We start from the raw sequence: 12,884 nt of genomic DNA, 5'->3' as shown, positions 1-12,884 counted from the left end.
GACGCGGCGGGATCGGGAGTGATCTGATCCGTGCATGACACTATGGCGTGATCGCGCCTGGCGAGTCCACGCCGCCGGGAAGCCCTTCCGCCACCCCTGTCGCTGCGGCCAAGCTGGTGACCGCCGCCAGGGAGCACCGCCCGAACGGCACACCGGGCGAGGCGTCAACCGCGGGACGCCGACCGGAAGCCACCGCCGGACCGTTCACCGAACAGGAGCAACCACCATGATCCGCACCCGTCTCGTCCAGGCCGCCGCGGTCGCCGTCCTCACCCTGGCCGCCACCGCCGGTGCCGCCGCCGGCGCCGCGAGTGCCGCGACCGTCACCACCTCGACCACCGCCGCGACCACCGCCGCGACCGCCGCCGCCACCGGCACCGCCGGCACCGGCGCACCGGTCACGCAGTCCAACCTCACCTGGGGCTGAGCTCCGGTGGACATCATCTACGCCAGCCTCCACCGCCGGCAGCAGGCGGCGCCCGAACCGGCCGCCGAAGTGGCGGAGGTCCTGGGCGCCCTGTGGGCCCACGCGACGCCGGGTGACGGCCTCGAACACGTCACCGGCCGTCCCGAAGCGGACCGGATCGACCTCCTGATGTACCTCGCCACCGCCACCGCCACCAGGCCCGTCGCCGACGCACCCTGCCGGGCCGAAGCGCTGCTCACCCGCTGCCACGACGCCTCGCCCCTGTTGCGCCGCCGCTACCTGCCCCCGCGGACCGCCACCGCCTGACCTGCACGGCTTCGCCTGCACGGTCTCACCTGCGCGGCAACACCTGCACCGCCACACCTGCACCGGCCGACGCGCGCCGACCCGGCCACGCGCCTTCCTCGCCGCAGTGCCAGGACGACCGGTCGCCCCATGAACTTCCGCCGCCCACGCGGCACCTGTCACCACTTCACCGGGGTGCGCCCCACCGCCCACCCCCCATCTCTCCCGGAGCCCATCATGCGTACGAACACCACCGCCACCGCCACCCCCGCGCGCTTCGTCGCCGCCTCGCTGCTCACCGTCGGCGCCCTCGGTGCCTTCACCGCCCCTGCCAACGCCGCCACCCTCGGCGAGCAGATCGCCGCCACCGCCCTCGGCGAGCTCGGCAACGGCGCCTGCGCCCACGGAGGTTACGACGGCGGCCCGGGCCAGACCAGCAGCTGCAGCGGAGGCGAGCGAACCCACGCCTGGTGCGCCGACTTCGCCGGCTGGGTGTGGGCGCAGAACGGCGTGACCGGACTCGGGACGCTGGACGACCTGGCGGCCAGCTTCTACGAGTACGGCCTCAAGTACGGCACCCGGTCCTCGACCCCGCACGTCGGTGACGCCGTCGTCTACAACTACGGCGGCACCACCACTGACGACCACGTGGCCCTCGTCACGGCGATCTCCGGCAACACCGTCACCATCACCGGCGGCAACCAGGGGAGTTACCCGGGGCACGTCACCTCGCGCAGCACCACCAACTGGAGCGTCGGCTCGGCCCCCTTCGGCAAGACCATCAGCGGCTACATCTCCCCGGTCACCGGCACCGGCGTCGGCACGCCCACCCCGCCCGCCACGCCCACCGCCTCCCCGGTCGTCCACCTCTACGCGCTCGGCTCGGACAAGCGGATCTACGGCGACAACGGCGACTACTCCAAGAACACGTGGAGCGGCTTCAACCAGGTCTCCAACACCCAGGGCTTCCGGCAGCCGACCGCCATCACCGTCGGCGACTCCGTCCACCTCTTCGCCCTCGGCACCGACGACCGCGTCTACGAGAACGTCGGCACCTACTCCACCAACACCTGGAGCGGCTTCAAGCTGGTCGACGACACCCAGGGCTTCACCCAGATCGCGGTCACCGCGACCGGCAACACGGTGCGCCTGTACGCACTCGGCTCGGACAAGCGTGTCTACAGCAACGACGGCGACTACGCGGGCGGCGACTGGAGCGGCTTCAAGATGGTCGACAACACCCCTGGCTTCAAGGAGATCGCGGTCACCGCGACCGGCAGCACGGTGCGCCTGTACGCGATCGGCTCGGACGACCGTGTGTACGGCAACAACGGCAACTACTCCACGGGCGGCTGGAGCGGCTTCAACCAGGTCACCAACACCCAGGGCTTCGAGCAGCTGACCGCCGTCGCAACCGGCAACACCGTCCACCTGTACGCGATCGGCACCGACAAGCGCGTGTACGGCAACAACGGCAACTACTCCACGGGTGGCTGGAGCGGCTTCAACCAGGTCGCCGACGCCCAGGGCTTCAAGCGCCTCGCCGCCTCCCCGGAGAACAACACCGTCCACCTGTACGCGATCGGCTCGGACGACCGTGTGTACGGCAACAACGGCAACTACTCCACGGGTGGTTGGAGCGGCTTCAACCAGGTCTCCAACACCCAGGGCTTCAGCGAGATCACCGCGGCCTCGGGCTCCTGACCCCTTCCCGCCCGTGGCGCCGACCCCCGGGTCCGCGTCACGGGCCACCCCTCGGGCCCCGAAGGCCGCCACCTCCTCGGTGGCGGCCTTCCGCCGTTCGCCGAAGGGTTCCTCGGCAGGGGTCTGAGGTCAGGCTCGGAGCGGTACCGGGGTCCCCGGGGAATCGAGCCACACGGTGTGGCCTTCGGGCCCAACCGTGAGGCCGAACCGGTCGAAGCCCGGGCGGCCGTGCTCGTCCCACCAGCGCCACGCGGCTTCGACCTCGTCCCAGAGGGCCCTCGGGCCGGACTGGTGGACCTCGTACTCCGTGCGGCCTCGCACGTAGTCGACGGACGCCCAGGACTCGGTGTCCCGGCTGTAGAGCCAGAGCGTGTACGCGCCGTCCTCGTAGCGTTCCGCCCGCCAGAACGCGCCGGGTACGGCGGCGCCGATGACGAACTGTTCGAGCCACCCGCCGGTGTCGGGCGGGGCCAGGGCGCTGGTGCTGCGCACTCCGTCGGCCGGCCAGTCCTTCCCGCGCAGGTAGTCCTCGAAGGGCGGCCGGTCCGTGCGCTGTTGGCGCAGCCGCATGAACGCCGAGCTCCGGGTGAACCTGCCGCTCGCGCTCGTCCCGTCCTCGTTCACGGTCAGCCGGACGATCTGCTCGCCGCCGTACTCGGTGCCGAAGGGGGCGAGGATGGTCCCGCCGGGCGCCGTCTGCGTGAGCCAGGCGGGAGGGATCTCCAGCAGGGAGCAGGTGGCGATGATCCGGTTGAACGGGGCGCCCTGCGGCCAGCCCTGCCGTCCGTCGCCCTCGACGACGGTCGGCGCGAGTCCGGCTCGGTCAAGGTTCTCCCGGGCGCCGCGGGCGACGTCCGGGTCGTACTCGACGCTCACCACGTTGAGGTCGCCCAGGCGGTGGGCCAGCAGGCCCGCGTTCCAGCCCGTGCCGGCTCCGACCTCCAGCACCTTGTCACCTGGGCGGACGTCCAAGTCCTGGAGCATCGAGAAGACCATGGTCGGCATGGAGTTGGACGAACTCGGGGTCGTCCCGAGCCCGTCTCCTTGGTGGTCGCCGTCGTCCCACTGCGTGGTCAACGGGATGTCCGAGTAGACCGCCCTGCGCCACGCCTCGGGGTCCTGCGACCGGTAGACGACGGGGTTCTGCCGGGTGCCGTCCGCGATGCCCGGCCAGATGCGATCCGGAACGAACAGCTCGCGGGGTACCGCGTTGAAGGAGGGGAGCCAGTCCGAGGAGAGCGCGCCGCCGGCCACCAGCGCGGAGGCGAGCCCCTGGGGGCCCGCCTCCTCGTGCGTCTCGCCACTCACTTGCCGCCGCCGCCCGCCGGAGCCGAGCCGTCCGAGGTGTTGCCACCCTCGTCGGACCCGCCACCGCCGTGCCCGGCACCCTTGTTGCTGTCGTCCTGCTGCCCGCCGCCCTTGCCGTCGCCGGACCCGCCGCTGCGCTTACCCATGGATTCCTCTCTCTGTACGGTCGTGAGGTGGGATTTCGCCGGAGCGGAAGCACGTTCCTCTCCGTAACCGCACGAGAAGGTTCCCGTGATCGGTGGTCCGGCAACAGGGATGAAACGTCCTAGTTTTGAGCATTAGTCAGATACGCCGAGGGCTCGCGCCAGCCGCCGTAGGCCGGGTGGGCGGGACGGACCGGCCCAGAGGTCGGCGACGATGGAGACGGCCAGCGTGTGATGCCGTATCCACCCCGGAGCGACGCGTTGAAGTCTCTCCAGAGTGGCGACAGCCGATGACGCGTCCCCGATGTCGGTGTGGGCACGGGCGACGTCGAGAAGGAGCCACGTACGCCACGACGGAGGGGTGTCCGCGCTCAGCCTCATGCCCCGGGCCAGGGCCAGTGCCTCTTCCGGCCGAGCGTGTTGCACGGCCAGGCGGACGCGCTCGATCCGCACCGATGAACGGCTGAAGACGCTCACCATGCGGCCGTCCGCGGGGGCGGGGAGGCGGGCGAGTTCGGCCGTGGCTCGCTCGGCGGTGAGCATCATGTCGGAGGCCCCTTCGTAGTCTCCGTTCCGAGCCGTGCTCGTGGCAGCTGACATGAGGAGGCCACCCCAGACGCGAAGCCCCTCCGCGCTGGTGGTGTGGTCCCGCTCGACGCCGTCGGCGGCATGAACGGCCAACGTCTGGGCGTCCGCCAGGCGGTTCTGCCGTTGGTACGCCCATGCGACGGAGTTGCAGATCATCGCCGTCAGCAGCGGGTCCTCGGAGGCGTCCGCCGCCGCTATCGCCCGTTCCAGGCTGGACAGCCCGAGGTCGGTCTTCCCGAGTCGAATGGCGAGGTGACCGCCGAGTTGCAGCGCCTTCCCCAGCGCGTGTTGCCCCGCCAGTCGATCCTGCCCCCTGCCCACGGCGGCGGCGAGGCGGGCGTCGTCAAGGATCTCCGGAAGCACGCGCATCAGCTGTCCGAAGTCGGCCTGGTGGTAGAGCGTCCACGCGTCGGCGATCTCGGACCTCAGCATCCGCAGCGAGAGTTCGTCCGCCGGGTCCGGGGCAGGCGGTGGGGCGAAGAGCGGCGGCATGATCGCCCGGCGGACAGCCACCAGTTCCGGTGGATCGGCGTCGCCGGTCGAGGGGACGGCGGGCGGGTCGCCGAGCAAGGCCGTCAGTTCGACGTCCAGGCCCCTGGCGAGTGCGTGCAGAGTCGGCAGCCGGGCCGACCGCTTACGCCGTTGCTCCAGTTTCCGCACCACATCGACGGAAACGCCGGCCTTCTGGGCCAGACCCTCCTGCGTGAGACCGGCGATCCTCCGGAGCTTGGCCAGCCGGTCTCCGAGCTGCTCGTTGGGCATGCGTCGACACTACGCCGTGAGTGCAGGCAGGCGAGGAACTGCCTTGTGGAGAAGGAGACGTGCGGTCCGCAGTGGTCCTGGCCACCAGCACGCAGGGCAGGGGAAACGCGTTCCGGGTTGCTCCCGCGCTGGCGCGGGAGCAACCCTGGGTGGCAACGCTCAGTGGGTGAGGTGGTCGAAGTCGCCGGACTTGGCGCGTTGGAGCCAGGCGGTGAGCTTGGCCTTGGTGGTGGTGATGACGGCGGGGGCATCGGACTCGCGAACGCCCGAAGTGGTGCTCCTACAGAGGATGTGCAGCGCCGGATGAGAACGGTGAGGTCATACCGTCATCACACAGACGAAGCCGAGGTCGGTCAGTCCCTCGGCCTGGCACAGGCGGTCGGATGCGCCGCCGGCGGTGGTCTGCAGTAGTTGGTAGTCCGCGCCGTTGGTGCTGCCCCAGTGCATGGCGGCGCGCCACAGCAGGCGGCCGAGGCCGAGCCCTCGATACTCGGGCAAAACGCCGAAGTACTGAGGCAGGAGTCGGGCCCTGCCGATCGGATCGGGCATGGTCTCCATCGGGCCGATGGCGCCGACAACACGGTTGTCGCGGACGGTGGTCAGGACGGGGCCGACGCTGTCGATGCGGGAGTGGAGGAAGGCGAAGCCTTCGTCGGCCAGCTTGTCGGCGAAGGCACCGAAGGTGGCGCGCACGGGTTCGGGAAGGGCGTCCAGGTGCTCGATCCCTTCGACGGCCGGGGCCGGGCCGTCGAAGGTGCGGAGCTGGATGCGGGTGGAGGCGGCCACGGGGTCGGGGTCGGCCTCGAACCAGACCACGCGGGCCGTGGTGGCGCGGTGGGCGGTGGCAAGCCCGGCGGCCGTCTCCAGGGCCTCGGGTCGGTGCTCGGGGGTGCCGTAGAGGTGGACCCGCAGGCCGCCCCGGCCCGTGAGAGTGGGGATCAGGGTGCGAACCCGATCCTGGTGCACGTCGTCGACCAGGAGGTGTTCGTCCTTCCGCTCGGACCAGCGGCGGTCCTTGTCGTGGGGCAGGAACTCGCCGCTCCCGGCGACCGAGACGATGGCATCGAGCAGCCCGGCGCTGATGGCGTCGGGGTGCAGGGGGCCGAGCGTCGGCAGGTACGGCACGGACATCACGGGGTGCAGCAGGCCCCAGGACAGCTCCATGCCCGCACCCTACTCGCCCGGCCGACAGGGCTCAGGCCCCGACGCGAAGAGCGCCGCGTGCCTGGCAGGGGCGAGCCCTGGTTGATGCGTTGGCGGTGTTGGACTGAAGGTCAGCGGCTGATCTCGCTGGGGAGACGAGCGGTTCAGGGCTGCTCCCGCGCCAGCGCGGGAGCAGCCCTGGGGAGCAACGCTCAGTTGGTGAGGTGGTCGAATTCGCCGGCCTTGGTGCGTTGGAGCCAGGCGGTGAGTTTGGCCTTGGTGGTGGTGATGATGGCGGCGGGGTCGTCGGATTCGCGGATGTGGACGAGTTCGCCGTTGGATGCGATCTCGACGCAGTCGGTGTTCTCCCCGCTGAAGGTCGATTTCTGCCAGTTGAGTTGTTGGGACATGGCACGCCTCCTTAAGCCGACCTTCTTGTAGGTGTGACGGGTTGCTCCCGCGCGCCGCGGGAGCAACCCGAGGTGGTGCTCAGCCGGTGAGGTGGTCGAATTCGCCAGCCTTGGCACCTTGGAGCCAGGCAGCGAGCTTGGCCTTGGTGGTGGTGATGGCTATGGCGGGATCATCGGACTCGCGGATGTGGATGAGGCTGCCGTCAGCCGCGATCTCGACGCAGTCGGCGGCGTCTCCGCTGTAGCTCGACTTCTGCCAGTTGAGCTTCTCCATGGCTACCTCCCCAGGAGTCTGTATCGGACGTGCTGGATCATGCCCCACGAGTCGCGAAAGGCGGGAGACGGCCCAGGCGCAGCGGCGTCCAGTGGCGGGAGCGCCATGCCCTTGAGCCGGTCGAACTTCCTTCGGAACGTGGCCACACCCTCAGGATCGCCCAGAAATGTCGGGCCGTGGGGGTTCTCCAGGAGAACGGTGTCCAACCGAGAATGCGGCCCGTGCATCAGGACGAATGCTGTGTCGGTCGATGCGTAGACAGTGCAGTCGAACGGGAGAATCTGGATCGTCACGTGGGGGAGGAGTGCCATCTCGATCAGATGGCTCAGCTGTCCACGCATGACGGCCGGACCGCCGTACATCATGTGCAGGGCTGCTTCATGGATCACGGCGTGGAAGGGCGGTGCGTTCTCCGCTGTGATCAACTGCTGGCGTCGGCGCCTGAACTCCGCCTTCTTCTCGGCATATTCGAGGATCACCTCGCTGTACGCCTTGGTCTGCAGCAGGCCAGGGATCAGATGGGTCTGGTAACTCCCGATCGAGGCCGAGGAAGCCTCGAACTCGGCCAGATCGAGAGCTTCCGACACCACATGGGCTCGATACTCGCTCCACCATCCCTTGCCGTTGCTCCGGCACATGGCGACGAGTCCGGCCCGGTACTCGGCGTCGTTGACGGCGCACGTGTCGAGCCAGAGGGTGAGCCGCTCAAGGTTGAGGCCGAGCCTGCCTGCCTCGGTGTGGCTGACGGCGGGGCCCTTCATGCCGAGCACATCACCGATCTCGGCGGCGGACAGGCCAGCGGTGTTGCGGAGACGTCTCAGCTCATCGCCAAATCGGCGCTGCCGTTCGCTGATGTCGGTCCTGAACCCCACGTACGTGCCTTTCTGCGCGGACGAGTGACCTCGAACCCGAAGCCTACGGAAAGTGTAGGCATGCCCACAGAGTGTGTTGCACAGTTGAGGGACTTGCGCCTACAGTTGTTTCGACCACTCGCCGGACGGTTTGTCAGTAATGCTCATATTTACGGCAGTTGGTACCGAGCTGCCTGGGCACCGAAGAGCACTCGCATGCGGCGCCTCCAGTCCCGCTACGGGCTTGTTCACGGCGACAGACCCCGAGGTGTGCCCCTACCTACACCGCAGGGAGATTCCCCGTGTGTAACCCCAACCTCAACTCCCCCTCCCTCACCTTCGCCCGGCAGTCGTTGCGCGAGGCCATGGCGCGCGCCGGGTGGGATGCCGAGCGGATCCTCGACGCCGAGCTCGCGCTCGCCGAGCTGATCGTCAATGCCTGGCGGCATGGCCGTACCCCGCCCCCGTCGTCCTGGTAGCCATCCTCGGCCGGACGCTCCGCGTCTCGGTCGGCGACGAGAGTCACGCCCTCCCCGAGCAGCGCCGATCCACCCCACTCGGCGAACTCGCCGAGTGCGGGCGGGGGCTTCAGCTCGTCGAGGGGCTCACCCATCGCTGGGGTGCGGAGCCCCAGAAGAGAGGCAAGCTCGTCTGGTTCGAGCTGGACTCGGCCGCGTGACCGTCGTCGCGGCTCTCCTTGTCCTCGCCTCGGCGCTGGTCGGGGCGGTAAGCGAGGTGCTGACGCGATCACTCCGGGACCGCGTCGACCGGGCGGGCGGCACGGTCGACCCCTAGGTGCCATCTATGGCACCCGAGCACCCAAGCCCTCGCCCCGGTCGGGGCGAGGGCCCACCGCGTAGACTCCGGGCCTGTGAACGAGCAGCCTCCGGTCCTGGTCACCCGTCGTCTCGCGCCCGGTGTTGTCGAGCGGCTCTCCGCGCAGCTCCCGGCCACCTTGCACGACTCCGAACTGCCGATGAGCCGCCGCGAGTTGCTCACCGCCGTGCGCGGCCGTCGAGCCCTGATCACCACCCTGGACGAGCGGGTGGACGCCGAACTCCTCGATGCGGCCGGTCCCGGCCTCGAAATCGTCGCCAACCACGCCGTCGGCTACCACAACGTCGACGTGGCGGCCTGCGCCGAGCGCGGCATCGCCGTCACCAACACCCCCGGTGTGCTGACCGCCGCCACCGCCGACATGGCGTGGGCGCTGCTGCTCGCCGCCACCCGCCGGCTCGGCGAGGGCGAGCGCCTCATCCGTTCCGGTGAGCCGTGGGCCTGGGCGCCGACCTTCATGCTCGGCCTGGAGCTGAGCGGCACCCAGTTGGGCGTGCTCGGCATGGGCCGGATCGGGCAGGCGGTGGCCCGCCGGGCCAAGGGCTTCGACATGCCCGTCCGCTACCACAACCGCAACCCGCTGCCGCCCGAGCAGGCCGAGGGCGCCGAGTGGCTGCCGCTGGAGCAGCTGCTCTCCACCTCCACCGTCCTGGTGGTCACCTGCCCGCTCAGCGAGGCGACCCGGCACCTGTTGGACGCCCGCCGGCTGGCGCTCCTGCCGCCCGGTGCGGTGGTGGTCGCGATGACCGCCGGGATCGTCGACGAGGAGGCGCTCGCCGCCGCCCTGGAGTCGGGTGCGCTGTTCGCCGCCGCCGTGGACAACTTCGAGCGCGAGCCGGCCGTCCCGGCCGCGCTGCTCGCCCAGGACCGTGCCGTGCTCGCCCCGCATCTGGGCAGCGCCACCGTCCGGACCCGTCAGGCGATGGGCAACCTCGCCGTCGACAACGTCCTCGCCGTCCTCGCCGGGAAGGACCCGGTCACCCCGGTCGGCCGCTGAGCCGCACCGCCGATCCGACGCGCGGGCTCATAAGGCGGCCCGCCTCATGAGTCCGCGCGTCGGGTGATCAGCGCCTCCAGGCCGTCCAGGATGCGCTCGATCCCGAACGCCAGGGCCTGGTCCCGCCCTTCGGCCGACGCGGTCATCGCGGTCAGGGTGGCCGGGTAGTCGTCGCCGTGCTCCCGCAGTACGTCGGCGAGGGCCGCGACGAGCCGGGTCTCGACCTCCGCCCCGCTCGCCCGCGCCTGCTGGGCGATGCCGCGGACGTGGCTGCTCAGCAGGACGACGGCGTCGAGCCGCTCGCCGCCGGTGAGGCCCTTGCCGTCCAGCACCGCGAGGGCCCGTTCCACCCAGGAGAGCTCCCCCGGGCCCATCAGGCGCGCGCCGACGGTCGCCTCCAGGAGCCAGGGGTGCCGTTCGAAGGCCAGGTACAGGGCCGCGGACCAGTCGGTCAGGTCCGCGCGCCAGTCGTCGCCCGCCAGCGCCGGCGGCGCGGCGACCGCGCGATCCGTCATCAGGCCGATCAGCTCCGCCTTGCCCGGCACGTACCGGTAGAGCGACATCTTCGTCTTGCCGAGCAACTCCGCGACACGCTGCATCGACAGGGCGGCCAGGCCCTCCGCGTCCGCGACCTCGATGCCGGCCCGGGCGATGCCGTCCAGGCTCAGCGCGGGTTTGGGGCCCCGCCTGGGCTGGGCGTGCGGGCCCCAGAGCAGCCGTGCCAGTTCGTCCGCCATCGCTTCTCCCGCCCGCCCTCAGGCTTGCCACATCCAAAAACTGCGTCTACCGTACACAACAACAAATAGCGTCCGACGGACACAGTTTTGGGCGAAGGGTGGAGCACGATGGGCACGAAGGTCCTGATCTCCGGAGCGGGCATCGCCGGACCGGCGCTGGCGCTCTGGCTCGGCCGGTACGGCTTCGAGGTGACGGTGGCCGAGGCGGCGCCGCAGCTGCGCGGCGGCGGCCAGGCCGTCGACTTCCGCGGCGCCACCCACCTGACCGTGCTGGAACGCATGGGCGTGCTCGACGACCTCCGCCGGATCCGCACCGGCGGCAGCCCCATGCGCTTCGTCGACGAGAGCGGGCGGACCAGGCTGCACCTGCCCGCCGAGTTCGCCGGCGGCGACGTCGAGGTCCTGCGCGGCGACCTCGTCCGCGTCCTGTACGAACACAGCCGCCCGTTCACCGACTACCGCTTCGGCGAGTCCGTCACCGCGCTCCGCCAGGACGCCGACGGTGTCCACGTCCGCTTCCGCGGCGGCGAGGCCCGCACCTTCGACCTCGTCGTCGGGGCCGACGGGCTGCACTCCAACGTCCGCCGCCTCGCCCACGGACCGGAGGAGCGGTACGTCACCCACCTCGGCCACTACGCCGCCGGGTGGTCGCTGCCCAACTACCTCGGCATCGGCCCGGGCGAGGGGTCCGTCGGCCTCAACGTGCCCGGGCGGTTCGCCTCCGTCGGCACCAGCCACCGGGACCCGGAGACGGCCGGGGCCTTCTTCGTCTTCGCCTCGCCCGCGCTGACGTACGACCGCCACGACCAGGAGCGGCAGAAGGCGATCATCGCCGGGGCCTTCGCCGGGACGGGCTGGGAGGTGCCGCGGCTGCTGGCCTCCCTGGCCGAGGCCGAGGACCTGTACTTCGACTCCATCAGCCGGGCCGACGTCCCGAACTGGTCCACCGGACGCGTCGCCCTCGTCGGCGACGCCGCCTGCGGGGCCACCATCGGCGGGATGGGCACCGGCACCGCGATCGTCGCCGCGTACGTCCTCGCCGGTGAACTGGCCGCGGCCGCCGGGGAGCACACCGCCGGGGACCACACCGCCGCCTTCGCCCGCTACGAGGGCCTGCTGCGCGGGTACGCCCGGGGCTGCCAGAAGGGCGGCGACCGCGCGGGCAGGTTCCTGGCGCCCGGGGCCGTCGGGCTGCGGCTGCGCGACTGGTCGCTGAACCGCCCCCGCATCCTCGACTGGATGAGCGAGGAGGGCCGGAAGGCGACCCACCTCGACCTGCCCGACTACCGCCGGTTCGAGACGGCGTCGGGAGCGCGTCGGGACGGCGTCGGGACCCCGCTCAGTACTCCCGGTCGGCCGCGCCGTTGACCTCGCGGCGGGCCTGCCAGGTGGTGTGCTCGCGGGAGACGGCGTCCTCGGCGTCCCGGGAGAAGCGGGCCCAGAGCTCCTCGGCGTCCGGCGAGCCGACGTCGAGGCTCGCCAACTGGGCGCGGATCAGCGCCAGTTCGTCGGCGGCCAGGCCGTACGCGGCGGCCAGCGGCCGGTACTGGCGCAGCTGGGCCCAGGCGGTGACGGAGGCGGCCACGGCGGAGACGGCGCCGAGGGCGTCGAAGGAGAAGAGCCCGAGCGCCCGCAGCACCGCGAGCACCAGGCCGAGCAGCGGCAGCACCACGCCCGCGACCCCGGTCCAGAAGCCGGCCCGGGCGCAATAGCGGGACTTGGACCGGTACCAGTCCTGCTGCACCTGGATGCGTTCGCGCAGGTAGACGTCCCGGCGGACGGCCAGCGGCTGCTCGCGCAGGGCGCGCATCGCCGCGGTGACCTGGCTCTCGGCGGGCCGGCCGGCCAGGCCGGGGCCGATCGCGCGGCTGCCGCGGAAGGCGTGCAGCACCCGGCCGAGCTGGAGGCCGTAGAGGCCCTCGGCGTCCGGCAGCGGGCGGGGCGGCGGCTGGACGGCGTCGGCCCGGACGGCGAACTTCCAGGCGAGGGTCTTCACCGACTCGGCGGCGGCCCGGCCCTCGTACCAGAGGCCCTGCGGGTTCTGCCGGCTGATCACCGCGGAGAGGCCGATCGCGCCGAGGTAGGCGACGGCGGCCAGCCAGGCCCACGGCCGGCCGTCGGCGGAGCCGGCCGTGGCGGCGGCGACCAGCAGCAGCAGTTCGGCGGCGGAGAGCCGGACGGCCCTGTGCTGCCCCTGCTGGGAGGCCGAGTCGGCCGCCCAGAACAGCTCCGGCAGCAGCTCGCGCTCCCGCACCACCCGGTCCGCCCCACCCGTGCCCGACGCCATCCCCGTCCCCCCGCTCGCAGCTCCACCGCCCCGGCGGTTCTGCCCCGGCGGACGGGCCGGTACGCCTCGGGCGGCGGCCCGACGGGCACGGACGTCCACGTTCCCGGACCGGGTGGCGTACTCCTCCCGGT

The 12,884-nt window shown here is 71.4% G+C and carries 15 protein-coding genes; 6 read left to right on the top strand and 9 right to left on the bottom strand.

What is annotated here, in order from left to right:
- Window positions 1-226: 226 nt before the first annotated feature.
- The 3 genes from ACFP3U_RS11590 to ACFP3U_RS11580 all read left to right on the top strand — a co-directional run bounded on the left by ACFP3U_RS11590 (window position 227) and on the right by ACFP3U_RS11580 (window position 2,416).
- Window positions 227-427 carry a hypothetical protein gene (locus tag ACFP3U_RS11590; RefSeq protein WP_380225292.1) on the top strand — a complete coding sequence of 67 codons (201 nt, stop codon included), beginning with the start codon at window positions 227-229 and terminating at the stop codon, window positions 425-427.
- Between the two features lie 6 nt (window positions 428-433).
- Window positions 434-733 (top strand): hypothetical protein, encoded by a 300-nt coding sequence (locus tag ACFP3U_RS11585; protein ID WP_380225291.1) that lies wholly within the window; start codon window positions 434-436, stop codon window positions 731-733.
- A gap of 216 nt (window positions 734-949) precedes the next feature.
- Window positions 950-2,416: a CHAP domain-containing protein gene (locus ACFP3U_RS11580; RefSeq protein ID WP_380225290.1), complete on the top strand. Its 1,467-nt coding sequence runs from the start codon at window positions 950-952 to the stop codon at window positions 2,414-2,416.
- 129 nt (window positions 2,417-2,545) lie between these two features.
- Here ACFP3U_RS11580 and ACFP3U_RS11575 read toward each other — a convergent pair whose 3' ends face one another.
- From ACFP3U_RS11575 to ACFP3U_RS11545, 7 genes are all read right to left on the bottom strand, one after another.
- Complete coding sequence (locus tag ACFP3U_RS11575) at window positions 2,546-3,724, bottom strand: methyltransferase domain-containing protein (protein ID WP_380225289.1); 1,179 nt, start codon at window positions 3,722-3,724, stop codon at window positions 2,546-2,548.
- Window positions 3,721-3,870 carry a hypothetical protein gene (locus ACFP3U_RS11570; protein WP_380225287.1) on the bottom strand — a complete coding sequence of 50 codons (150 nt, stop codon included), beginning with the start codon at window positions 3,868-3,870 and terminating at the stop codon, window positions 3,721-3,723. Before ACFP3U_RS11570 ends, ACFP3U_RS11575 begins: the two co-directional genes overlap by 4 nt.
- Window positions 3,871-4,002: 132 nt before the next feature.
- Window positions 4,003-5,217, bottom strand: coding sequence for a helix-turn-helix domain-containing protein (locus ACFP3U_RS11565; protein WP_380225286.1), 1,215 nt, complete (start codon window positions 5,215-5,217; stop codon window positions 4,003-4,005).
- A 318-nt stretch (window positions 5,218-5,535) separates the two neighbouring features.
- On the bottom strand, window positions 5,536-6,381 hold the full coding sequence (locus ACFP3U_RS11560) for a GNAT family N-acetyltransferase (RefSeq protein ID WP_380225285.1): 846 nt from the start codon (window positions 6,379-6,381) through the stop codon (window positions 5,536-5,538).
- Window positions 6,382-6,572: 191 nt separating this feature from the next.
- Complete coding sequence (locus ACFP3U_RS11555) at window positions 6,573-6,770, bottom strand: DUF397 domain-containing protein (RefSeq protein ID WP_380225284.1); 198 nt, start codon at window positions 6,768-6,770, stop codon at window positions 6,573-6,575.
- A 79-nt stretch (window positions 6,771-6,849) separates the two neighbouring features.
- Window positions 6,850-7,044 (bottom strand): DUF397 domain-containing protein, encoded by a 195-nt coding sequence (locus ACFP3U_RS11550; protein ID WP_380225283.1) that lies wholly within the window; start codon window positions 7,042-7,044, stop codon window positions 6,850-6,852.
- Between the two features lie 2 nt (window positions 7,045-7,046).
- Window positions 7,047-7,916 carry a helix-turn-helix domain-containing protein gene (locus ACFP3U_RS11545; RefSeq protein WP_380225282.1) on the bottom strand — a complete coding sequence of 290 codons (870 nt, stop codon included), beginning with the start codon at window positions 7,914-7,916 and terminating at the stop codon, window positions 7,047-7,049.
- A 281-nt stretch (window positions 7,917-8,197) separates the two neighbouring features.
- On the opposite strand from ACFP3U_RS11545, the gene ACFP3U_RS11540 reads away from it, so the two are divergent.
- Both ACFP3U_RS11540 and ACFP3U_RS11535 read left to right on the top strand, forming a co-directional pair.
- Window positions 8,198-8,374, top strand: a complete 177-nt coding sequence (locus ACFP3U_RS11540; RefSeq protein ID WP_380225281.1) for an ATP-binding protein — start codon at window positions 8,198-8,200, stop codon at window positions 8,372-8,374.
- Between the two features lie 392 nt (window positions 8,375-8,766).
- On the top strand, window positions 8,767-9,729 hold the full coding sequence (locus ACFP3U_RS11535; RefSeq protein ID WP_380225280.1) for a 2-hydroxyacid dehydrogenase: 963 nt from the start codon (window positions 8,767-8,769) through the stop codon (window positions 9,727-9,729).
- Between the two features lie 44 nt (window positions 9,730-9,773).
- On the opposite strand, the gene ACFP3U_RS11530 is transcribed toward ACFP3U_RS11535, so the two are convergent.
- Window positions 9,774-10,466, bottom strand: a complete 693-nt coding sequence (locus tag ACFP3U_RS11530; protein WP_380225279.1) for a TetR/AcrR family transcriptional regulator — start codon at window positions 10,464-10,466, stop codon at window positions 9,774-9,776.
- 108 nt (window positions 10,467-10,574) lie between these two features.
- Here ACFP3U_RS11530 and ACFP3U_RS11525 point away from each other — a divergent pair, with 108 nt between their 5' ends.
- Window positions 10,575-11,834 carry an FAD-dependent monooxygenase gene (locus tag ACFP3U_RS11525; RefSeq protein WP_380225278.1) on the top strand — a complete coding sequence of 420 codons (1,260 nt, stop codon included), beginning with the start codon at window positions 10,575-10,577 and terminating at the stop codon, window positions 11,832-11,834.
- On the opposite strand, the gene ACFP3U_RS11520 is transcribed toward ACFP3U_RS11525, so the two are convergent.
- The gene (locus ACFP3U_RS11520; RefSeq protein ID WP_380225277.1) at window positions 11,806-12,753 is read right to left on the bottom strand and encodes a DUF4231 domain-containing protein; all 948 of its coding nucleotides are present in this window, start codon (window positions 12,751-12,753) and stop codon (window positions 11,806-11,808) included. The genes ACFP3U_RS11525 and ACFP3U_RS11520 overlap by 29 nt on opposite strands.
- Between the last annotated feature and the right edge of the window lie 131 nt (window positions 12,754-12,884).

The sequence above is a fragment of the Kitasatospora misakiensis genome (assembly GCF_042656005.1).
GTDB classification, from domain to species: domain Bacteria; phylum Actinomycetota; class Actinomycetes; order Streptomycetales; family Streptomycetaceae; genus Kitasatospora; species Kitasatospora misakiensis.
This window is presented reverse-complemented; position numbering and strand designations above follow the sequence as displayed.

Coding starts and splice junctions, on each gene's coding strand:
- ACFP3U_RS11590 (WP_380225292.1), top strand. CDS start 227: ATGATCCGCACCCGTCTCGTCCAGGCCGCCGCGGTCGCCGTCCTCACC.
- ACFP3U_RS11580 (WP_380225290.1), top strand. CDS start 950: ATGCGTACGAACACCACCGCCACCGCCACCCCCGCGCGCTTCGTCGCC.
- ACFP3U_RS11570 (WP_380225287.1), bottom strand. CDS start 3,870: ATGGGTAAGCGCAGCGGCGGGTCCGGCGACGGCAAGGGCGGCGGGCAG.
- ACFP3U_RS11565 (WP_380225286.1), bottom strand. CDS start 5,217: ATGCCCAACGAGCAGCTCGGAGACCGGCTGGCCAAGCTCCGGAGGATC.
- ACFP3U_RS11560 (WP_380225285.1), bottom strand. CDS start 6,381: ATGGAGCTGTCCTGGGGCCTGCTGCACCCCGTGATGTCCGTGCCGTAC.
- ACFP3U_RS11555 (WP_380225284.1), bottom strand. CDS start 6,770: ATGTCCCAACAACTCAACTGGCAGAAATCGACCTTCAGCGGGGAGAAC.
- ACFP3U_RS11550 (WP_380225283.1), bottom strand. CDS start 7,044: ATGGAGAAGCTCAACTGGCAGAAGTCGAGCTACAGCGGAGACGCCGCC.
- ACFP3U_RS11530 (WP_380225279.1), bottom strand. CDS start 10,466: ATGGCGGACGAACTGGCACGGCTGCTCTGGGGCCCGCACGCCCAGCCC.
- ACFP3U_RS11525 (WP_380225278.1), top strand. CDS start 10,575: ATGGGCACGAAGGTCCTGATCTCCGGAGCGGGCATCGCCGGACCGGCG.
- ACFP3U_RS11520 (WP_380225277.1), bottom strand. CDS start 12,753: ATGGCGTCGGGCACGGGTGGGGCGGACCGGGTGGTGCGGGAGCGCGAG.